Origin of the sequence: Hyphococcus aureus (genome assembly GCF_042643165.1) — a bacterium.
GTDB lineage: Bacteria > Pseudomonadota > Alphaproteobacteria > Caulobacterales > Parvularculaceae > Hyphococcus > Hyphococcus aureus.
Map to the genome: position 1 here is coordinate 1,518,515 of NZ_JBHRSH010000001.1, position 18,693 is coordinate 1,537,207.

Annotated in this window: 20 protein-coding genes; 14 read left to right on the top strand and 6 right to left on the bottom strand. The window is 60.0% G+C overall.

Annotation, left to right across the window (positions count from 1 at the left end):
• The first annotated feature begins 34 nt into the window (after window positions 1-34).
• From ACFOOP_RS07420 to ACFOOP_RS07465, 10 genes are all read left to right on the top strand, one after another.
• Window positions 35-907: a hypothetical protein gene (locus ACFOOP_RS07420; protein ID WP_379880260.1), complete on the top strand. Its 873-nt coding sequence runs from the start codon at window positions 35-37 to the stop codon at window positions 905-907.
• A 140-nt stretch (window positions 908-1,047) separates the two neighbouring features.
• Window positions 1,048-2,373: a Tol-Pal system beta propeller repeat protein TolB gene (gene tolB / locus ACFOOP_RS07425; RefSeq protein WP_379880262.1), complete on the top strand. Its 1,326-nt coding sequence runs from the start codon at window positions 1,048-1,050 to the stop codon at window positions 2,371-2,373.
• A gap of 302 nt (window positions 2,374-2,675) precedes the next feature.
• On the top strand, window positions 2,676-3,176 hold the full coding sequence (pal, locus tag ACFOOP_RS07430; RefSeq protein WP_379881532.1) for a peptidoglycan-associated lipoprotein Pal: 501 nt from the start codon (window positions 2,676-2,678) through the stop codon (window positions 3,174-3,176).
• A gap of 159 nt (window positions 3,177-3,335) precedes the next feature.
• Window positions 3,336-4,160, top strand: a complete 825-nt coding sequence (ybgF, locus tag ACFOOP_RS07435; protein ID WP_379880263.1) for a tol-pal system protein YbgF — start codon at window positions 3,336-3,338, stop codon at window positions 4,158-4,160.
• Window positions 4,161-4,163: 3 nt separating this feature from the next.
• The gene (tilS, locus tag ACFOOP_RS07440) at window positions 4,164-5,516 is read left to right on the top strand and encodes a tRNA lysidine(34) synthetase TilS (RefSeq protein ID WP_379880264.1); all 1,353 of its coding nucleotides are present in this window, start codon (window positions 4,164-4,166) and stop codon (window positions 5,514-5,516) included.
• 143 nt (window positions 5,517-5,659) lie between these two features.
• Window positions 5,660-7,594, top strand: coding sequence for an ATP-dependent zinc metalloprotease FtsH (gene ftsH, locus ACFOOP_RS07445; protein WP_379880265.1), 1,935 nt, complete (start codon window positions 5,660-5,662; stop codon window positions 7,592-7,594).
• A gap of 74 nt (window positions 7,595-7,668) precedes the next feature.
• Window positions 7,669-8,058 (top strand): hypothetical protein, encoded by a 390-nt coding sequence (locus ACFOOP_RS07450; RefSeq protein WP_379880266.1) that lies wholly within the window; start codon window positions 7,669-7,671, stop codon window positions 8,056-8,058.
• Window positions 8,059-8,252: 194 nt separating this feature from the next.
• Window positions 8,253-9,059, top strand: a complete 807-nt coding sequence (gene folP, locus ACFOOP_RS07455) for a dihydropteroate synthase (protein ID WP_452176987.1) — start codon at window positions 8,253-8,255, stop codon at window positions 9,057-9,059.
• Window positions 9,060-9,136: 77 nt separating this feature from the next.
• Window positions 9,137-10,240 (top strand): glycosyltransferase family 2 protein, encoded by a 1,104-nt coding sequence (locus ACFOOP_RS07460; RefSeq protein WP_379880267.1) that lies wholly within the window; start codon window positions 9,137-9,139, stop codon window positions 10,238-10,240.
• Entirely contained in the window at window positions 10,237-10,881 is a 645-nt protein-coding gene (locus ACFOOP_RS07465; RefSeq protein ID WP_379880268.1) for a methyltransferase domain-containing protein, read from the top strand. The genes ACFOOP_RS07460 and ACFOOP_RS07465 overlap by 4 nt, the downstream gene beginning before the upstream one ends.
• Here the strand turns inward: ACFOOP_RS07465 and ACFOOP_RS07470 are convergent.
• The gene (locus tag ACFOOP_RS07470) at window positions 10,878-12,413 is read right to left on the bottom strand and encodes a hypothetical protein (RefSeq protein ID WP_379880269.1); all 1,536 of its coding nucleotides are present in this window, start codon (window positions 12,411-12,413) and stop codon (window positions 10,878-10,880) included. The two genes, ACFOOP_RS07465 and ACFOOP_RS07470, sit on opposite strands and share 4 nt — an antisense overlap.
• A gap of 126 nt (window positions 12,414-12,539) precedes the next feature.
• On the opposite strand from ACFOOP_RS07470, the gene glmM reads away from it, so the two are divergent.
• Window positions 12,540-13,907, top strand: a complete 1,368-nt coding sequence (gene glmM / locus ACFOOP_RS07475; RefSeq protein ID WP_379880270.1) for a phosphoglucosamine mutase — start codon at window positions 12,540-12,542, stop codon at window positions 13,905-13,907.
• A gap of 66 nt (window positions 13,908-13,973) precedes the next feature.
• Here the strand turns inward: glmM and ACFOOP_RS07480 are convergent, their stop codons facing one another.
• Window positions 13,974-14,516 (bottom strand): carboxymuconolactone decarboxylase family protein, encoded by a 543-nt coding sequence (locus ACFOOP_RS07480; protein WP_379880271.1) that lies wholly within the window; start codon window positions 14,514-14,516, stop codon window positions 13,974-13,976.
• 164 nt (window positions 14,517-14,680) lie between these two features.
• Here ACFOOP_RS07480 and ACFOOP_RS07485 point away from each other — a divergent pair, with 164 nt between their 5' ends.
• Complete coding sequence (locus ACFOOP_RS07485) at window positions 14,681-15,250, top strand: TetR/AcrR family transcriptional regulator (RefSeq protein ID WP_379880272.1); 570 nt, start codon at window positions 14,681-14,683, stop codon at window positions 15,248-15,250.
• Between the two features lie 57 nt (window positions 15,251-15,307).
• Here ACFOOP_RS07485 and ACFOOP_RS07490 read toward each other — a convergent pair whose 3' ends face one another.
• On the bottom strand, window positions 15,308-15,826 hold the full coding sequence (locus ACFOOP_RS07490; protein ID WP_379880273.1) for a hypothetical protein: 519 nt from the start codon (window positions 15,824-15,826) through the stop codon (window positions 15,308-15,310).
• Between the two features lie 205 nt (window positions 15,827-16,031).
• Between ACFOOP_RS07490 and ACFOOP_RS07495 the strand changes: the two genes are divergently transcribed.
• Window positions 16,032-16,502, top strand: a complete 471-nt coding sequence (locus ACFOOP_RS07495) for a winged helix-turn-helix transcriptional regulator (RefSeq protein ID WP_379880274.1) — start codon at window positions 16,032-16,034, stop codon at window positions 16,500-16,502.
• A gap of 8 nt (window positions 16,503-16,510) precedes the next feature.
• Here the strand turns inward: ACFOOP_RS07495 and ACFOOP_RS07500 are convergent, their stop codons facing one another.
• The 3 genes from ACFOOP_RS07500 to ACFOOP_RS07510 all read right to left on the bottom strand — a co-directional run bounded on the left by ACFOOP_RS07500 (window position 16,511) and on the right by ACFOOP_RS07510 (window position 17,744).
• Entirely contained in the window at window positions 16,511-16,930 is a 420-nt protein-coding gene (locus ACFOOP_RS07500; protein WP_379880275.1) for an ester cyclase, read from the bottom strand.
• Entirely contained in the window at window positions 16,930-17,367 is a 438-nt protein-coding gene (locus tag ACFOOP_RS07505) for a glyoxalase superfamily protein (RefSeq protein WP_379880276.1), read from the bottom strand. The genes ACFOOP_RS07500 and ACFOOP_RS07505 overlap by 1 nt, the downstream gene beginning before the upstream one ends.
• A gap of 179 nt (window positions 17,368-17,546) precedes the next feature.
• Entirely contained in the window at window positions 17,547-17,744 is a 198-nt protein-coding gene (locus tag ACFOOP_RS07510) for a hypothetical protein (RefSeq protein ID WP_379880277.1), read from the bottom strand.
• A 125-nt stretch (window positions 17,745-17,869) separates the two neighbouring features.
• Here ACFOOP_RS07510 and thiD point away from each other — a divergent pair, with 125 nt between their 5' ends.
• Window positions 17,870-18,661, top strand: coding sequence for a bifunctional hydroxymethylpyrimidine kinase/phosphomethylpyrimidine kinase (thiD, locus tag ACFOOP_RS07515; RefSeq protein WP_379880278.1), 792 nt, complete (start codon window positions 17,870-17,872; stop codon window positions 18,659-18,661).
• The last annotated feature ends 32 nt before the right edge of the window (window positions 18,662-18,693 follow it).

The following is an 18,693-nucleotide window of genomic DNA, read 5'->3' on the forward strand; positions in this document are numbered from 1 at the left end:
GTGTACGGACGTTAGTAACGAAGGCCCGGGTTCCATGCGTTTTGGCCTCTTCGCTTCGGTCTTCCTGCACCTCGCCATTGTCGCGGTGGGCTTTCTCGCGCCCAATTTTATCAAGCTGCCCGATGTGACGTCGGAGCCTTATATTCCGCTCGATCTTATCGCAGAAGCCGAGCTTGATCTGACCACGAGCGTTCCCGCCGCCGCGCCGGAGCCGGTGGTTGAAGAGGCGCCGGAACCGGACCTGCCTGAGCCAGTCGTTGAGGAGCCGGCGCCTGCGGCGGAGCCTGAGCCCGTTGTCGAGGCGGAGCCTGAACCAGAGCCCGTCGTGGAAGAACCGGAACCAGAGCCGGTGAAGCCAGAGCCGAAACCGGAGCCAAAGCCCGAGCCGCCGAAAGAAACGCCGAAACCGCCGGTGAAAAAGCCCGAGCCGAAAAAGCCGGAACCTGATCTCATGTCTGAGCTTGAAAATGCCCTGAAGGATTTGGACCCGGAGAAGCGGAACCAGTCGTCCAGCCAGGCCCCGTCGCAGACGACGGAAACCGCTGACAAGGCGCGCGCGGCCATCGGAGCCGGCGACCGGCTGACCGCGAGCGATGAGGCGAAAATGCGCGCCGCCGTCCAGCGCTGCTGGAATGCGGGCACGATCATCGGCGCGCCGGAGCCGGAAAAGTTGATTGTTGTCATCGAGTTTGAGCTCAATCGCGACGGCAGCCTGTCGTCACAGCCAAGGGTGGCGAACGAACTGCAAATCAATCTATCCGGCAACCAGTTCTGGCGTGTGGCGCAGCGCGAGGCCATGAGCGCCGTCGTCAAATGCGCGCCTTATGATTTTCTGCCGGCGGAGCGTTATGAGAGCTGGAAAGAGTTCCGCTTCAATTTCGATCCGAGCCAGATGGTGGGGCGTTAAAGCATATGCGGGGAACCAAAGACGATTTTCCGTTATTTAAAATGCGTAAGGGTTAAAAATAGGGACGATGCGGGCGATAAGCTTCGCAAGCACGGTCCGAAGGCGAACAAATTTCAGGGGGCCTGAAAGAGAGTAGAGATATGAAAAAATTACTGATCATCCTCCTGGCTGCGATTTCAGCGGCGGCGACGCCAGCCTTCGCGCGTGTCACGATCGACATCACGCAGGGCAATGTGGATCCGATGCCGGTCGCGGCGCCGAACTTCCTTGGCGCTGACGAACAGACGCAGGGCCTCGGACGCGACATCACCGGCGTCATCATAAATGACCTTGACCGCTCGGGGCTTTTCTCGGTGATCGACCAGCGCGCCTATATCGAAAAGCCGGAAAGCGTGAATGCGCGCCCGCGCTTCGCTGACTGGCGCATCATCAACGCGCAGGTCTTGATCGTCGGTGAAGTGGAAGAGCTTTCCGACGGCCGCATTCAGGTGTCGACCCGCATCTGGGACGTCTATTCCGACGAACAACTGGCCGCCGTCGCCTTCAAAACGCCTGCCGACAACTGGCGCCGCGCCGCGCACAAGGTTGCGGACTTCGTTTACAAAACCCTCACGGGCGAGGACGGCTATTTCGATACGCGTCTTGTCTTCGTTCATGAAACTGGACCGAAAGAGAAAAAGGTCAAGCGCCTGATGATCATGGATCAGGACGGCGCCAATCCGATCCCGCTGACCGACGGTCTGAACTATCAGGTGCTGACGCCGCGCTTTTCACCGACGCAGCAGCAGATCACCTATATGGCGCTGTTCGATAACCGCCCGGGTCAGGTGTATCTGTTCAACATTGAAACCGGTGAACAGGAACAGCTCGGCACGTTCCGCGGCATGACGTTCGCGCCGCGCTTTTCGCCCGATGGCCGCGCCGTCCTGATGTCCATGGAGCGCAACGGCAATTCCGACATTTTCAATATGGACCTGTCGACCCGGCGCCTGACGCGGCTCACGGACAATCCGGCGATCGATGTGTCGCCGACCATGTCGCCGGACGGCGGTCGCATCGCCTTTACGTCGGACCGCGGCGGCTCGCAGCAGATCTACACGATGAACGCCGACGGCTCGAACCAGAAGCGCATCACCTTCGGTCAGGGCAATTACCAGACGCCGGTCTGGAGCCCGCGCGGCGATCTCGTCGCCTTTACGCGGATTTATCAGGGCCGGTTTTATATCGGGGTCGTCCGGCCGGACGGCAGCGGCGAGCGCCTCCTGACAGAGAGCTTTCTCGATGAGGGACCGACCTGGTCGCCCAATGGCCGCGTCATCTTGTTCTACCGTCAAACGCCGACCCGCCGGGATGGCTCGGGCGGTGATTCGCAGCTCTGGTCCGTTGATCTGACGGGCCGTAATTTGCGACGTGTGCGGACTCCGGGCGAGGCGTCCGACCCCGCCTGGTCGCCGCTTTTGCCCTAACTGCTTAGTATAGGGAGGTTTTTCGGGGGATTCGTAACCGAAAATTCATTTTCGCGCCGGAACAGCCGTTCTTGATTGCTGGCGCGTGTATCGTTACGATTCAGAAGTTGGCTAAATTTTATGAAGCAGCTGACACAGAATTGTAAGAAGGGGGAAATAAGCTTCCGCTGCGATTGTGCGCCGCAAACGCGGGCGGAGTGTACGTAAAAAAGGCTTAGGGGCGGGGGCGCGCTCGCCGGGCCGGAATCAGATGAGCCCAGCGGTTTGATACCGGTGACTGGGGAAGTGGAGCTAAAAAAATGATGAAGTTTACCAAAATAGCCGGGATCTTCGCGTCGCTTGCGCTGATCTCAGCCTGTGCGAGCACAGGTCCGGATCTAGACGCATCCGCGGGGACCGACACGTCCGCAACGACGCAGCCGGTTGGCCCGGTTCCGGGCAGCCAGGCGGATCTTGAAAATTCCGCCGGCCACCGCGTTTTCTACGGCTACAACGAATACACCCTCACCGGTGAAGCCCAGGCGACGCTCGCTCGTCAGGCGGCGTGGCTGAAAGAATATCCGGAAACCCGCATTCTCCTCGCCGGCAACTGCGATGAGCGCGGCACTCGTGAATACAACCTCGCGCTCGGCGCCCGCCGCGCCGAGGCCGCCAAATCCTATCTCGTAAGCCTCGGTGTTGACGCGTCGCGCATCACCACTGTGTCCTACGGCAAGGAGCGTCCGATCGACCCGCGCTCGACAGAGCAAGCCTGGTCGGTGAACCGCAACGCCACGACGACGATCACTGGCGCCGGCGCTTAATTGGGCGTAGGAATTAAAGGGGGCGCGCCGTCATTCATGACTGGCGCGCCTTTTTTATGTCTAAGTGTTACACTGTGTAAAACAGGGGCGTTTTTTCGCCCCATTTTGCGCCATAAGAAAATGGGCGATACTGCTCCGCTGAAGTTCGAGGGTTAGACCATGACGCTTATCAGAACCGCCGCCATGACTTTCGCCGCCGCTTTGCTTTTTGCATCGCCGGCCTCCGCTGGCACCAAAGACGACATTCGCGATTTGCAGGCGCGGCTCGCCGCTGCGGAGCAGGCGCTGTCGGGGCAATCCCAGGCCGTCTTGAAAATTTCCCAGCTTGAGCGACGGTTGGAGGATATGACCGGAGAGATTGAGCGCCTTCAATATGAGTTGGACCAGGCCAATACGCGCCTTGATGCGGTCAGCGCAGTGCTCGCGGGCGACTCGAATTTTCAGGCTCCCGGCGATTTTTCCGCAGGCGTTCCGGGCGGCGGGCCTGTATCGCTGATGCCAGGCGCATCAGGCGATCCCATCGGCGATCAGATTTCGCAATCTTCGGGCGCACCCGCTGGCGTGGCGGCAGGTGATCCGAACGACATCGCTTTGCCGCTCGATCCCAATGCGGCGTTCGATTACGCCTCGGGCTTTTTGCTCGCAGGCGACTATGCTCGCGCGAAGTCAGCTTTCACGCTTTACGTCGAAGCCTTCCCAAATCATCCGCGTACGGCGGATGCGCAGTTCCGGCTCGGTGAAATCCATCTGGCGCTTGGCGAGAACGCCGCAGCGGCGGACGCCTTCATTGCGCATATCCGCAATTACCCGAATGATCAGCGCTCGGCCGAAGCCTATCTGAAACTGGGCACAGCCTTCGCCCGTCTCGACAAGTCGAGCGAGGCCTGCACGGTCTTCAAGACGATGAAGTCGAAACATCCGAATGCGCCCTCGCCGGTCATGCAGCGCGCCGATCTGGAAATGGCCCGCATCGACTGCAAATAAGCAGTGACTGACGCGGCGCCTGCGCTCGAAGAAGCGGCGTTTTTCTCGCGCCTTTCCTCGCTCAATGTTCCAAAAAAGTTTGCGGTCGCCATTTCCGGCGGCCGCGATTCCATGGCGCTTGCGCGGCTTTGCGCAGCCTATGCGCAAAAACACGGCGCTGAGGCGCTGGCGCTGACGGTCGATCACGGACTGCGCGCCGGGGCGGCGGATGAAGCCGCGCAGGCGAAACGCTGGTGCGAAGCGGCGGGGCTCACCCATCGCACCTTGCATTGGGAAGGCGAAAAACCATCCTCTGGCGTTCAGGGGGCGGCGCGTGCGGCGCGTTACGCATTGCTGATCGAAGCGGCGCAGGCCCATGGCTGCGAGGCGTTGCTCACCGCCCATAGCGAGGACGATCAGGCGGAGACGGTGTTTATGCGTCTTGCTCGCGGCGCCGGGCTGCGCGGGCTCGCCGCCATGCGCGAGGAAAGCTTGATTGCGGCGGGGCCGGGCGAGCCGTTGCGCCTGTTGCGGCCGCTTCTGTTTTTCAGCCGCGACAGCGTCACCGCCTATCTGAGGGAAATCGCGCAAAACTATTTCGACGATCCCTCCAATGATGATGACCGGTTCGAGCGAGTGCGCGTGCGGGCCTTGCTGGCGGCGCTTGGCGAGCAGGGGCTGATAACCACGCCGTCGATGGCGGCCTCAGCGCGCAAGCTCGCCGCAGCTGAAGACGCCGCCATGGCCCAGGAAGATGCGCTGTTCGATCATCTCGGCGGCTGTTTTTACGGCTGGGGCGGGGCGTCGCTCGACCGGTGGGAAGATGCGCCAGGCGCAGACGGGCTGGCGCGGCGGCTGATCTATGCGGTCGGCGGCGGGGCCTATATGCCCGATGGCGCCGCCGCGCGCGACGCGGTGGAGCTGGCCGCTTCGTCAGGGGCCGCCACGCCCCAAAAAGCCACCCCCAAAGCCACAGTGGGCGGCGCCATGATCATGCGCTGGCGCGGCCGGCTCTGGTTCCTGCGAGAGGCGGCCGCGCTGACCGGCCGGGCGGGGGTCTCACCCGTGGCCCCGCAAGGCCTCGCCGCGCCGTTGCTCTGGGATCGCCGTTTTGTGATCGCGCCCTCCGGGGCCGCCGCCGGCCTTCAAATCGCCCCTCTGGGGCATGACGCGCCTGCTTTTCTGGGACAGCATGCAGGGCTTTTTCGCGGGCCCCCAGAGGCTCTGGCCTCACTGCCCGGGCTGATGCGGGATGGCGTATTGATTGGCGCGCCGGCGCTCCCATTTATGGACACGGAGATCGTGACGTGCCGGCCCCCGACCTGCCTGTCTTTGACGATGGAGCGTTTTCGAGGCCGAATTGTTAGATTTTCGTAGAATCGCCGTCTTTTGCGCCGAAGGTCATGGCGCTGGCATTTCTTAACGCCTATCTACTACGGTTTAAGGGATTTCCCGAACCGTCCCCCCTGCGCGGCGACATTGATGGCCGCGCCAAGTCTTGAGAGGAAAGAAGACACAGAATGAACGGACGCAACATTCTCATCTGGGGCCTCGTCATTGTCTTCTTTGTGGTGGCGCTGCAGCTTTTCGAATTTTCAACGCCCGGCCCGCAGCCGACTCAGCTCACCTATTCGGAATTTGTGAACCGCATCAATAATGGCGGCATTGACGAAGCCAGCGTCGCCCATGGCCAGGTCACGGGCAAACTTTCCGACGGCTCAGACTTTGTCACCACCATTCCGGAAGACGGACAGACCGCTGCGGCCGAGCGTTTGAACGACGCCGGGATCGCGACCACGATCGAGAAAGAAGAAGAGCTGCCGCTCTTGCTCTCGCTTCTCATCAACATTCTGCCGCTTCTCATCTTCCTTGCGTTTTTCCTGTTCATCATGCGCCAGATGCAAGGCGCCGGCGGCAAGGCCATGGGCTTTGGAAAATCAAAAGCGAAGCTTTTGACCGAACGCCAGGGCCGCGTCACCTTTGACGATGTCGCTGGCATCGATGAGGCGAAAGAAGAACTCGAAGAGATCGTTGAGTATCTCAGAGACCCAATGAAGTTTCAGCGCCTCGGCGGCAAGATCCCGAAAGGCGCACTGCTCGTCGGCCCTCCAGGCACCGGTAAAACGCTGCTTGCGCGCGCCATCGCTGGTGAGGCCAATGTGCCTTTCTTCACGATCTCCGGCTCCGACTTCGTCGAGATGTTTGTGGGCGTCGGCGCATCCCGCGTGCGCGACATGTTCGAGCAGGCGAAAAAGAACGCGCCCTGCATCATCTTCATCGACGAGATCGATGCGGTCGGCCGTCATCGCGGCGCTGGTCTTGGCGGCGGCAATGACGAACGCGAACAGACCTTGAACCAGCTCCTCGTCGAGATGGATGGCTTTGAAGCCAATGAAGGCATCATCCTGATCGCGGCGACGAACCGCCCGGATGTTCTTGATCCGGCGCTGTTGCGTCCCGGCCGTTTCGACCGTCAGGTCGTGGTGCCGAACCCTGACGTTACGGGCCGTGAGAAAATTCTGAATGTTCACGCCAAGAAAGTTCCGCTCGCGCCGGATGTGAATATCCGCACGATTGCGCGCGGCACTCCGGGCTTCTCTGGCGCCGATCTCGCTAATCTCGTGAATGAGGCGGCGTTGCTCGCCGCACGTCGCGGCAAGCGTTTTGTCACGGCGCGCGAATTCGATGACGCCAAAGACAAGGTCATGATGGGCGCGGAACGCCGCTCCATGGTCATGACCGAAGAAGAAAAGATGCTCACCGCCTATCATGAGGCGGGTCACGCCATGGTCGCGATCTGTGTGCCGGGCAATGATCCCGTGCACAAGGCGACCATCATTCCGCGCGGCCGGGCCCTGGGCATGGTTCAGTCCCTACCCGAGCGCGACCGTTATTCCATGTCGCTCCAGCAAATGACCGCGCGCATCGCCATGGCCATGGGCGGGCGCGTCGCCGAGGAGCTCAAATTCGGCAAGGAAAAAGTCACGTCCGGCGCGTCATCCGATATCGAGATGGCGACCAAGATCGCCCGCGCCATGGTCACGCAATATGGCCTCTCTGAAAAGCTCGGCCCCATTGCTTATGCTGAAGATGACGGCGAGGTCTTCCTTGGCCAGTCGATCGCGCGCAGCAAGGCGATTTCCACGGACACCGCAAAGCTCATCGAAGATGAGATCAAGCGCTTCGTGACCGAAGGGTTCGATCTTGCGAAAAAGATTCTGACCGAACGTCGTGACGATTGGGAAAAGCTTTCCCAGGCGCTTCTCGAATTCGAAACGCTGACCGGTGAGGAAATCAAGAAGCTCCTGGACGGCGGCGAGATTGTTCGCGAAGATCCGCTCGATCCGAAGGATCACACGCCGCCATCTTCTGTTCCAAGCGCTGGCGCCCCCACAGGCGGGAAAAAGCGTGATGACGGAACCGGCGGCATGGAGCCAAGCCCGCAAGGGGCCTGAGCCAGCTTGGCCGGCGCAGCGAGCCAAACCCTCTGAATACTGTTCTTTAGCTGAAACAGAATTCAGAGGTAGCTATGAAAATTCAGATGATAATGACTGCCGCCGGCATGTTGGCGCTCGGCGCCTGCGGCGGCGCGCCTGATCCGAGCGGCGATCTCGAGATTGTCGGTGATCCGGAGGAAATCAGCATCGGCGATGTGGTCAATCTGCAGTGGAGCTCGAAAAATACGAGCCGCGTTTATCTCAGCCTCGAAGTCGATGGCGGCGAACCGATGATGATCAACGCCGCCGGATTTGAGCCCTCGGGAACGCGCGAATTCCAGGTCGATGCAACCGCATTTAATTTCGTCGACGATGACGACATCACTGTCACCTTCAAGCTGAAAGCCATGGATGATGACGATGATGACTATGAAACGCTCGATGAAGAAACCGTCGAAGTGAACGCTCCTGGCGCTGATTAGGTGCAGTTCAGAGGCACCGCGCGGAAAAAGTGGCGTTCGCAGACTTGTTGCGGACGCCGTCGGCGTCTTTCATGCCGACGGCAATGTAAGGGCTTATCCTTCCGCCATTGCGCAATTCTCCCTGGAAGCTCATAAAACACCCTTCATCTCGCGCTGAAACCACACTGCGCGCGATCCGTTGAAAGGTGCTTTCGTTGGGTGACTGGCGCATCATGGGCGTCGTGAATGCGACGCCGGATTCTTTTTCCGACGGCGGCGCCTATCTTGACGCCGGCGCTGCGGTGTCGCACGCGTTGCAGCTTCGCGAAGACGGCGCCGACATTCTCGATATTGGCGGGGAGTCGACGCGTCCCGGCGCTGATGATGTTCCGCTCGAAATTGAGTTGGCCCGCACCATTCCGGTGATCGAAGGCGTCCGCAAAAAAGGATGCGCCGCCGCCATTTCCATCGATACGCGCAAGCCTGAGGTAGCGCGCGCCGCCGTGACGGCAGGCGCATCGATCTGGAACGATGTCACAGCGCTTACCTTCGCGCCCGACAGTCTGGAGGTCGCTGCATCGCTTTCCTGCGACATCGTGATGATGCACGCGCAGGGCGATCCCAAAACCATGCAGAAAGATCCGCATTATGACGATGTGGTGGAGGAGGTTTACGCCTATCTCGCAAAACGCATTGAGGCTTGCGTCAAAGCGGGCGTTGACGAGACGCGCCTGATAGTCGATCCGGGGATCGGCTTCGGCAAGACGCTCGACCATAATCTCGCACTGCTCGCGAACCTTGATCGCTTCTGCGCGCTTGGGCGCCCCGTCCTTCTGGGCGCCTCGCGCAAACGCTTCATCGCCGCCCTCGACCGCGATGCGCCCGCCGGAGAGCGGCTTGGCGGCTCTCTCGCGGCGGTCATGGCCGGCCTAAAGGGTGGCGCCTCGATTTTCCGGGTTCATGACGTTGCCGAAACACGCCAGGCGCTCAGCGTTTTTTCCGCTATTGAGGACCGCCGGTAATTTCCGCTTTTTGTTAAGGCCTTTGCAGGAAACTGCATGCTAGCAGGGTCAATGAAGCGTTAAGGGACCGGGGCGGCATGCAATCCGGCGCACAGTTAACTAAAGCTGAAGTCGACGAGGATGCGCAGGCGGTGAAGGCCCCTGACGTCGATGCGCTGCTTCCTCTGCAAAAGCCTGACGCGGAAAAGTTGTCGCTGATCGCGCGCCTCGTGCATCTGCCATGGCTGATGTACAGCCTCTATCTCTTTGTTGCGGCGACCGCGATGTATCTTGTGGGCGTCCTTCTGGTGTTCCCGCGATATCTGTTAGGCCTTAATCACGCGCTCCTGCCCGTGGCGGAATGGCTCGTCTGGTATAGCGGCGTTCCGTTGTTGACCGGCATCACCTTCGCCGCCGCAGATTTTTTCATCTTTTTCGAACGCAAACGTCCGGTGCGGCGCTATCGCGAAGAATCCATGCGCGACGCCAAGGTGACGGTCGCCCTGACCGCCTATAATGACGAGGACAGCATCGCCGCGGCGGTGGAAAATTTTCTGTCTCATCACCGCGTGGAGCGGGTCATCGTCGTCTCCAACAACAGTACGGACAGAACCTTTGAAAACGCCGAAAAAGCGGGGGCTATTGTCGTCAATGAGGAGCGCCAGGGTTATGGCCGCTGCGTCTATCGCTGTTATCTCGAAGCGATGAAGCGCAGCACGTCGGATCTGATTGTTCTATGCGAAGGCGACCGCACTTTCCGCGCCGCCGATATCGACAAGCTGGTGACATTTGTGCCGCATACGGACATCGTCAATGGAACGCGCACGGTCGAAACCCTGCGCGAACAGAAAACACAGCTCACCACCTTCATGTTTTACGGCAATCTCTTTGTCGCGAAATTGCTGGAGGCGAAATATCTCGGCCGGGCGACGCTGACCGATGTGGGCTCCACCTACAAGCTGGTGCGACGCCGGGCGTTGGCGAGATTATTGCCGCAACTGAACCCGGAAGTGAATCTGGAGTTTAACGCCTATTTCATGGACAAGGCGCTGGAGGCCGGACTGACGCTTATCGAATGCCCTGTCACTTTTCACCCACGGGTTGGCGAAAGCAAAGGCGGCAACACCGATAATTTCCGTGCGCTGCATGTAGGGCTGGAAATGATGCGCGGCATTACTTTTGGCTGGAAGAAAGCCGCATGACGACAGGTTACCACGAAACCCGTTTTGCCGAAGACAAGCGGCGCAATGTCGTATGGGGCGCGTTGTGGCGTTCTTATTTCTCAAAGCATATCGGGCCGGAGGATTGCGTGCTCGATCTCGGCGCCGGGCGCGGCGAGTTCACCAACAATGTCACAGCGAAGAGACGCATTGCGATCGATATGTGGCCGGGCTTTCCGGAGCTTATGGCGTCGGGCGTTGAAACCATTGTCGGCGATATCGCCGACTTGAATGCTGTTGCCGACGGATCGGTGGATTTCGCTTTCGCGAGCAATGTGTTCGAGCATGTCACGCAGGATCATTTCGCGGCGACACTAAAGGGGCTGAAGCGTGTTCTCTCCGCCAAGGGGCGCCTCACAATACTTCAGCCGAATTATCGCTATGCGGTCCGCGAATATTTCGACGATTACACCCATATCGCCATCTGGTCCCATGTTTCCATTGCGGATTTTCTTGAGGCGAATGGGTATGAGGTTGTCGACATAAGGCCGAAATTTCTGCCTCTGACCGTCAAGTCGCGTTTGCCGGTCCATCCGTTTTTGATCCGGAGCTATCTGGCCTCGCCGTTCAAGCCGCTGGCCAAGCAGATGCTGATTGTGGCGAAGCCGCGCCGCGAACCCTAACGGCGTTTCAGGATTTCGATGACGCCTTCGCGCGCCACCGGTTTATAAGCGTCGAGAAGCTGCGGATCGCGCTTCAGCAATTCATTATAGAGGTCTTTGTCGGGCAGGCTGCGGATGATGATGTCCGGTTTCTGCGCAATGATGCGATTCAGGATCCGGTCGATCTCCGCATCGTAATAGGATTGGAAGATCGCTTTTTGCTCGGCGCTGAAGTGCTTTTTCTTCAGGCCCTCTCGCGCGTAAAGCACGATCCATTGGCTGTGGATGCGGTCTTTCCAGACCGCTCCGATATCCTGCGCCAGGGGGAAGGAGATGGAGATATTTGTTGAAATCGCCAGCGCCGTAGGCTGGTGCAGATTTTCCGCCCAGCCGAGATCATGCATGCGCGGGCGATTATCGTCATAGGCGGCGTAGGTGGGCCAGGCCATGGCTGGAAGCATCAGCGCCAGCGCCACGGAGAAAGCGCGGCGTGAACTGGCCGTTTCATCGGGGCGCGGACGCAAGGCGCTGGCGACCGCTCCGACAAGCGCCAACCCGCCGAAAAACGAGGCCGGATAAAGGTGATAGGGAAAATATTTTCCCTGAATAAAATAGATCGCCGTGAAAGAGACCGCCATGACGCAGAAGATCGCGATTGCGGGCGATGGTTTTCGCATGGCGTTGAACGCCAGCGCGATGGCGATGCAGGCGGCGACGGCGATGAATTCCTTGGAGGTGAGCCCGATCAACGGGCTTGAGCGCAAGGGGACATAGATATCGCTCATGAGGTGGGTGACGCCGTCCAGATAGGCCGGGAAGGCGAGGAGTGAGAGCGCTGTCAGCGCGACAAAAACCACCCCCGCTGCAATCAGTCCGCTACGCCACAAAAAGACGATGTTCCGTTCTTTCCAGAAATAATAAAGAGCGAGCGCAAGGCCGGGCGCCATGAACAAAGGCGGCTTGATGGCGGCCGCCAGTCCCGCGAGTAAAGCAGCGGCGGCGACGGCGCCAAGCGGCGGCCAATCGCCGGTCTCGCTGTGACGAATGAAGACACAGGCGGCCGGCAATGCAAAAGCGGCGGCGAGATATTCGCGCTGGGCAAAGGCGTCATTGCACAGGAAAAAAAGAATGAAAGCGGCGGGCGTCATGATGACAAGCCGGCTTGATCCGGCGCCATCGAGCATGCGCGGTAAAATCCGGTCGCTGACATAAAGGGCGAGCAACACCGCCACGTAACAGGTGGCGTAAACGGCGGCGCCTGCGCCAATGCCGGTCGCTCCGGCGATCATGGCGCCCGGCATGTAAAGAAGGGTGGGAATGGGCGGCGTCGTTTCGAAAATGTCCACATAGGCCGTCTCGCCAGCCAGCATGCGCCGGCACATATCGAGAAGCCAGCTCACATCCGGCGTCAGGCCAGCCTGCCGAAGCGGCAGAGAGAGACCGGCCAGGGCGGCGATCATGAGCCAGAAGGCTGGGCCATCGAGACTGACCGCAAGCGCGGGCGCGGGAGATGCGGGCGCATGCGATGTCGATGGCTGGGCGAAAATGGTCATGATTTCGGCCGGATTTCCTGCATTAAGGATCTTGGCGTAACCTAGCGGCCAATATCATGCCAATGTATTAAGAGCTTGGAAGGCGCCTCGTGTTAAGGCTTAAGTATTCGTAAAGGAGCAGGTCCCATGCGGGGCGACGATCAGATGACAGGCAAGCGCGAAATTTTCGGAACCGACGGCGTGCGCGGTCTCGCTAATGCGGGGGCGATGACGCCCGACAATATTTTGCGTCTCGGTATGGCGGTTGGCCGCGTCTTTAAAAACGGATCGCACCGGCACCGTGTCGTGATCGGCAAGGATACGCGGCTGTCGGGCTATATGATTGAACCGGCGCTGACGGCGGGTTTCGCAGCTTCCGGTATGGATGTGTTTCTTCTCGGGCCGCTGCCGACGCCGGCCATGGCGATGTTGACGCGTTCGCTGCGCGCCGATCTCGGCGTGATGATCTCCGCGTCGCATAATCCCTATCACGACAATGGCGTGAAGTTTTTCGGGCCCGACGGGTTTAAGCTGTCGGATGAAACCGAAATGGAAATTGAACGGCTGATGCGCGAAGGTCCGGACGCCGGACGCGCCGGCGCAGCCGACCTTGGCCGGGTCAAGCGCATCGATGACGCTGGCGCGCGCTATATCGAATTTGCAAAAGCCGCTTTTCCGCGCCGGCAATCCCTTGATGGCGTGCGCGTCGTCATCGATTGCGCCAATGGCGCCGGATACAAGGTTGCGCCCACCGTGTTGTGGGAGCTTGGCGCCGAAGTGAAATCCATCGGCGTTGAACCCAATGGCTTCAATATCAATCATGAAGTCGGTTCGACCTCGCCGGAAAAAATGCAGAAGGCGGTGCATGAATATCGCGCCGATATCGGCATCGCGCTCGATGGCGATGCAGACCGCGTCATTATCTGTGACGAACAAGGGCATATTGTCGACGGCGACCAGATTCTCGCGCTGATCGCTAACGCATGGAAAAAAACCGGCGCCTTGAAAGGCGGCGGCGTGGTCTCGACCGTGATGGCGAATATGGGTTTGGACAAGTTTTTGGGCGATCAGGGACTGAAGCTGGAGCGCACCAAAGTCGGCGACCGCTATGTGGTTGAGGAAATGCGCGCCAAAGGCATCAATATTGGCGGCGAGCCATCGGGCCATGTGGTGTTGTCAGACTATGGCACCACCGGCGACGGGCTAGTGACCGCGCTTCAGGTGCTGGCGGTGGTCGCAAGCGAAGGCCGCAAAGTGAGCGATATCTGCCGTTGTTTTGCGCCTTTCCCGCAACTCCTGAAAAACGTCCGTTACAAAGGCGGCGATCCGTTGGACGCTGATGCGGTCAAGGCGGCGATCAAGGCGGGCGAAGACAAATTCGGCAAGGCCGGCCGTCTCGTGATCCGAAAATCCGGCACCGAACCCCTGATCCGCGTAATGGGCGAGGGAGAGAATGAGACTCTCGTCAGGGCCGTTGTCGAAGACATCTGCGCCGCGGTTGAAGCGGCGGCGTAAGCCGGTTTTCAAAAAAGAAAAACGGCCGGGTGTGGGGGACTGGCCCGGCCGTTTCAGTGATGCGCGTTACGCAGCTTGGGTGCGCACCACGGGGAAGTCGATTTCCGTGTCGGCGACGTGGTTGATGTAGTTCGTCAGAATATTCGCGACGACAACGCCAACGGTTTCAACAATTTCACCTTCGTTCAGGCCCGCGTTTCGGGCTGACGCCAGGTCTTCGTCCGACACACGCCCACGCTTTTCGACGACGGCGGCGGCGAAAGTGAGAACGGCGTTCAGTTTCGGGTCGGCGGACTTGCCGTGAAGGCGGGCGGTAATTTCCGCTTCATCGACTTTGAGACTACGCGAAATCGCCGAGTGAGCGGAGGCGCAGTAGTCACAAGCGTTCTCGCCTGCGACGGTAAGCGCGATCGCTTCTCTCGTCTTCTGGTCGAAAGAGCCTTTGCCCAGAGCTTCGTTGAAGCCGAGCGCGGCGGAAAGAACGGCCGGGGCGTTGCCGATGACGCGGTAAAGATTGGGCACAATGCCCAGCTTCGATTTGATGGCGCTGAAAAGCGTTGCGGCTTCGGTCGAGGCTTCGGTGTCGGAAAGTTGTGTAAGACGGCTCATGCTGGTTTTCCTTTTTTCTTGTTGAGGTTCGTTTTTGATCAAGACTTCTGGTTGCTGCGGCCGGGTCTCTTGCGCCCTGCTGCGATGCTTCATATGTAATTGCGGACTGAATGGTCAACTATTCATTCCGGACCGACCGGTAACGTTAGCGTGAGAGGCGGAAAATGGCGCGATTGCGGGAATTTGAAATTGGCGAGGCGCTGGACGGCGTGATGGGCGTCTTCTGGCGGCAGGGCTATGACGGCGCCTCCATGCAGGACATTGAGGCGGCGACGGGGCTCAACAAGCAGAGCCTGTACAGGATTTTTCCGGACAAGCGGGCGATGTATCTCGCGGCGCTTGAACGCTTCGAGGCGATTGAGTTCGAAAAGGCCGAAGACGTCCTGACCGCTCCCGGGACCGCGCAGGCGCGCTTTGAAGCGCTCTTTGGCGGCGTCATCGCACAGGCGGCGCAGGGCGACCGGCGCGGCTGCTTCCTGTGCAACGCCGCCGCCGATCAGGGACAGGAAGACGAAGAGGCGACAGCGATTGTGAGCGCCTCCATGGGGCGGCTGGAAAAAATGTTCCGCAAGGCGCTGACGATCTCGGCGCCGTATAACCGCGACAGAAAAGCCTGCGAAGAACGGGCCGCTGCGTTGCTCTCTACCTATCTTGGTCTTCGGATACTGACCAAGGCGGATGCGCCCTTGCGCGTCATCAAGGCGGCGGCGTCAGCGGCGATCAAGGCAATATAAAACCCGCCGGCAAGATACGCATGCCGGCGGGTTTGTTTTACGCCACTCAAAGATAGTTTAGGTGACGATGCGCACCTCCGCGCGGCGCGAACATTCATGGCGCGCGATTTTGCGGAGACGTTTATTAGGCACATAACGCGCTTGCGGGCCGCGGGCGTCCACAGTGCATATCAGGCGCGGACCGCGGCGTGTGCGCACGATCTCTTCGGTCAGGATGATGCGCGCGCGATAGCGCGTGTCGAAGACTTCGCGGTTTACGATCCGGCCCTCGCGGCCGCGATAGCCGTTGCGGCGGCCATAGTCATGGCGTCGATCATAGTCGCGATCATGGTCATAGCCGCGGCGCCCGTCATAACGGTCATTGTCGCCGAAGGTGATGGAAAAGCTGACGCCCGAATTGCGATAGGCGCCGGCGCGTGAATATCTGTCCGCCGAATAGTAATCGTAATAATCCGCAGCGTGGCTGCGGTGGTCGTGATCGTGGCTGCAATAGGCGGGTTTCGCCCAGGCTGCCCCCGCACCGAGGGCGGCGAGCCCCAACGCGCCAGCGATCAGCGGTTTCATCAATCGTTTCATGTCGCTCTCCGTGCTTTCCCCAGCCGGATGTCGATGAAGCCTTAAATGAACGGGAATTGGGGCGAGAATGGCGCGATTTCCGGTCAAAAAACGGCCCTGTTCTCCCCATCCCCACACATCTGTGTGAGAGGGCGCGTGATCGGGGCTGGTGAAGGAGCGCCGATAAGATTGCGCACTGGCTGCAAATCACCTTAACGATTCGCCCATGGCGTTCACCCATGACAAACCCGAGGCCAGTGACGGCGCGCCGCCGCTGGACCATTGCGGCCTCGCCGCGGCGATCGAACTTGTCGGGGACCGCTGGACGCTGCTCATTATCCGTTCGGCGCTTTATGGCGTGACGCGTTTTGACGAGCTGCAGACCGGCCTCGGCATGCCGCGCACGGTGCTGTCGAACCGGCTTAAAAAACTTGTCGAAGGCGGGGTCTTGCGCCGCCGCGCCTACAAGCAGGCGGGCCAGCGCACGCGTCATCAATATGTGCTCACCTCCAAGGGCGTCGATCTGGCGCTGCCGCTGATGGCGCTCATGCAATGGGGCCAGAAACATATCCTCGCCGAAGCGCAGGCGGCGGCCATAGTCAGCCGCCGCACCGGCCAGCCCTTGCATCTCGGGCTTGTAGACAATGCGGGCTCAACCGCATCGCTTTCAGAAGCGCAATTTAAAAAAGCGTCCTGATTTTTTTCTCATCGTTGTGCAAGCTGCTGCATGACGCCGAGCCGGTCGGCGACTTGCCAGTGCCCGGCGATCTTTCCGTCTTCGAAGGAATAGATCGTTGCGCCGGACATGGCGATGGATTTTCCGGACGCGGGAAAGCCCGGAATGTCGCCTTGATGCGTCGCTTCCCAGGTCCAGAAAATTGCAACCTGATCGCCGTCCTCAAAGCAATTGAGGATGGTGAAGCGCTGGTCGGGAAAGGGCGCGCGGGAAATACGGATGCGTTCCCTCAGCCCCGCCGCATCGAGGGTTTTCCCGTCCCAGGGATCGCCGGGATCGTGGCGGATCGCATAGGCGGGAGCGAGAAAACCCTCAATGGCGTCAAGCTCGCCCTTGTTCCAGACGGCGTCAATGAAGCGGCGCAGCGTTTCGCTGTTTGAAGCTGTCATCACAGCGCCTCCATCACAAGCTGCGGCGCTCCGTCGGAGGTTTTCTCCGCCGTTACGCCTTCCCGATTGACCGTGACGGAAACGCGGCTTCGATAGGCGGAAAAGCTGTCGAATGTCACAACGTCAACGGGTTCATCGAACTTGAGGACGATACGCAAATGATCCGGCGGCATGGACCTGATGGCGATGATTTCGCCCGTAAAGTCCTGGCCGAGATAACGGCCCTTAACGCGCGAGCCGAGCTGGAAGCGCTTGATCGGCGGGCGGTTGCCGATAGCGGCGTGCAATGTGTTCCAGTCGCGAAAGCCATATTGCTTCGCCACCAGTTCAAGGCTTTCACTGTGGGTTAGAAAATCGCCGTCTTCATCAAGTCCGGCGCGCAGGCGCTTCGCCTGTTGTTTCAACGCATCCAGAGACGGAATAGCAGGTGTTGTCATGGCAGACCTCGTCTTTCGCCATGCGGAAATCTCAGATGGGGCTCGCATTGCCATCAGTCCGCGTGGCTCGAAAGCGTGGCTGACCAGTGCAGTATCGAAGGACTTCACCAAAGCTTATCGCTCGCGAGCGGCAGGGGCCTTCACCCGGCGCGGGACATAACGCCGTGAGCCTTGCCCTGTCAATCCGCTTTTCCGCCTGTCCGGCGCGCGCCGGAAGCCATCATCGCGGCGATCAGCATCAAAAAGACGCCAAATCCGAAAACGAGCCAGGCGGCGGCGGGCTCTGCGCCGATGCGGAAGGCGAGGTCCGGGAAAAGCTGAAGCCCGAGCGCGGCAAGACAGCAGGCAAGGCCTGTCCAGATTAGGCTGTTGGTCATGAAACTGGTCTCTCTCCGAAAGCGCCCCAGCCCGAAGATGAAAGAGCGGATATTGCGCAATTCGGGCGCATGTTTGAAAACCATGGGGCGTTCGTGTGTATGTTGCGGCGGAAGAAAGGATACAAATGAAAGGCCGCGTGCTCATCATCGCCGGGTCGGACCCATCGGGCGGCGCCGGCATTCAGGCCGACATCAAGACGGTGACGGCGCTTGGCGGCTATGCGGCGAGCGCGATTACTGCACTGACCGTGCAGAACACCAAAGGCGTCACCGCTGTTCACGCCGTTGCGCCAGACGTGATCGCCGCGCAGATCGAGGCGGTGATGAGCGATATCGGCGCCGACTCCATCAAGATCGGCATGATTGGCGATGTTGAAACGGCGGCGGTCATTGAAACGGCGCTAAAAAAATATTCGGCCGTTCCTGTCGTGCTCGATCCCGTTCTTATCGCGACCAGCGGCGATGCGCTGGCGAAGGACGGCGTCGCCGCGTTTATTCGAGACCGGCTCGCGCCGCTCGCGGCGGTCATTACACCGAATACGGACGAAGCGTGCGCGCTGACCGGGATGGCGATAAAGGATCGCGATGGAATGATCGCGGCGGGCGAGGCGCTGGTTGCGCGCGGCGCCAAAGCGGCGCTCGTCAAAGGCGGTCATATGAAAGGCGATACTGTCGAGGATGCGCTGGTTTCCGCTTCGGGCGCGCGCATTTTTTCAAATCCCCGAATTGAAACCACATCAACCCATGGCACTGGTTGCACGCTCGCGTCTGCAATTGCGACCGGGCTGGCGCAAGGAATGCCGCTGCAAACAGCGGTGAAGCGCGCCGTCGATTATGTGCACAAGGCGATTGCAACAGCGCCGGGTTTCGGTGGTGGAAACGGACCGCTCAATCACGCGCATCCGTGTGAGGACTAGCCGGCGCTAGCGCGCCTATCACGCCTTGAAGA

Excerpts from the sequence above, each read along its gene's own strand:
- ACFOOP_RS07420 (WP_379880260.1), top strand. The coding sequence starts at position 35 with ATGCGTTTTGGCCTCTTCGCTTCGGTCTTCCTGCACCTCGCCATTGTC.
- tolB (WP_379880262.1), top strand. The coding sequence starts at position 1,048 with ATGAAAAAATTACTGATCATCCTCCTGGCTGCGATTTCAGCGGCGGCG.
- pal (WP_379881532.1), top strand. The coding sequence starts at position 2,676 with ATGAAGTTTACCAAAATAGCCGGGATCTTCGCGTCGCTTGCGCTGATC.
- ybgF (WP_379880263.1), top strand. The coding sequence starts at position 3,336 with ATGACGCTTATCAGAACCGCCGCCATGACTTTCGCCGCCGCTTTGCTT.
- ftsH (WP_379880265.1), top strand. The coding sequence starts at position 5,660 with ATGAACGGACGCAACATTCTCATCTGGGGCCTCGTCATTGTCTTCTTT.
- ACFOOP_RS07450 (WP_379880266.1), top strand. The coding sequence starts at position 7,669 with ATGAAAATTCAGATGATAATGACTGCCGCCGGCATGTTGGCGCTCGGC.
- ACFOOP_RS07460 (WP_379880267.1), top strand. The coding sequence starts at position 9,137 with ATGCAATCCGGCGCACAGTTAACTAAAGCTGAAGTCGACGAGGATGCG.
- ACFOOP_RS07465 (WP_379880268.1), top strand. The coding sequence starts at position 10,237 with ATGACGACAGGTTACCACGAAACCCGTTTTGCCGAAGACAAGCGGCGC.
- ACFOOP_RS07470 (WP_379880269.1), bottom strand. The coding sequence starts at position 12,413 with ATGACCATTTTCGCCCAGCCATCGACATCGCATGCGCCCGCATCTCCC.
- glmM (WP_379880270.1), top strand. The coding sequence starts at position 12,540 with ATGCGGGGCGACGATCAGATGACAGGCAAGCGCGAAATTTTCGGAACC.
- ACFOOP_RS07480 (WP_379880271.1), bottom strand. The coding sequence starts at position 14,516 with ATGAGCCGTCTTACACAACTTTCCGACACCGAAGCCTCGACCGAAGCC.
- ACFOOP_RS07485 (WP_379880272.1), top strand. The coding sequence starts at position 14,681 with ATGGCGCGATTGCGGGAATTTGAAATTGGCGAGGCGCTGGACGGCGTG.
- ACFOOP_RS07490 (WP_379880273.1), bottom strand. The coding sequence starts at position 15,826 with ATGAAACGATTGATGAAACCGCTGATCGCTGGCGCGTTGGGGCTCGCC.
- ACFOOP_RS07495 (WP_379880274.1), top strand. The coding sequence starts at position 16,032 with ATGGCGTTCACCCATGACAAACCCGAGGCCAGTGACGGCGCGCCGCCG.
- ACFOOP_RS07500 (WP_379880275.1), bottom strand. The coding sequence starts at position 16,930 with ATGACAGCTTCAAACAGCGAAACGCTGCGCCGCTTCATTGACGCCGTC.
- ACFOOP_RS07505 (WP_379880276.1), bottom strand. The coding sequence starts at position 17,367 with ATGACAACACCTGCTATTCCGTCTCTGGATGCGTTGAAACAACAGGCG.
- ACFOOP_RS07510 (WP_379880277.1), bottom strand. The coding sequence starts at position 17,744 with ATGACCAACAGCCTAATCTGGACAGGCCTTGCCTGCTGTCTTGCCGCG.
- thiD (WP_379880278.1), top strand. The coding sequence starts at position 17,870 with ATGAAAGGCCGCGTGCTCATCATCGCCGGGTCGGACCCATCGGGCGGC.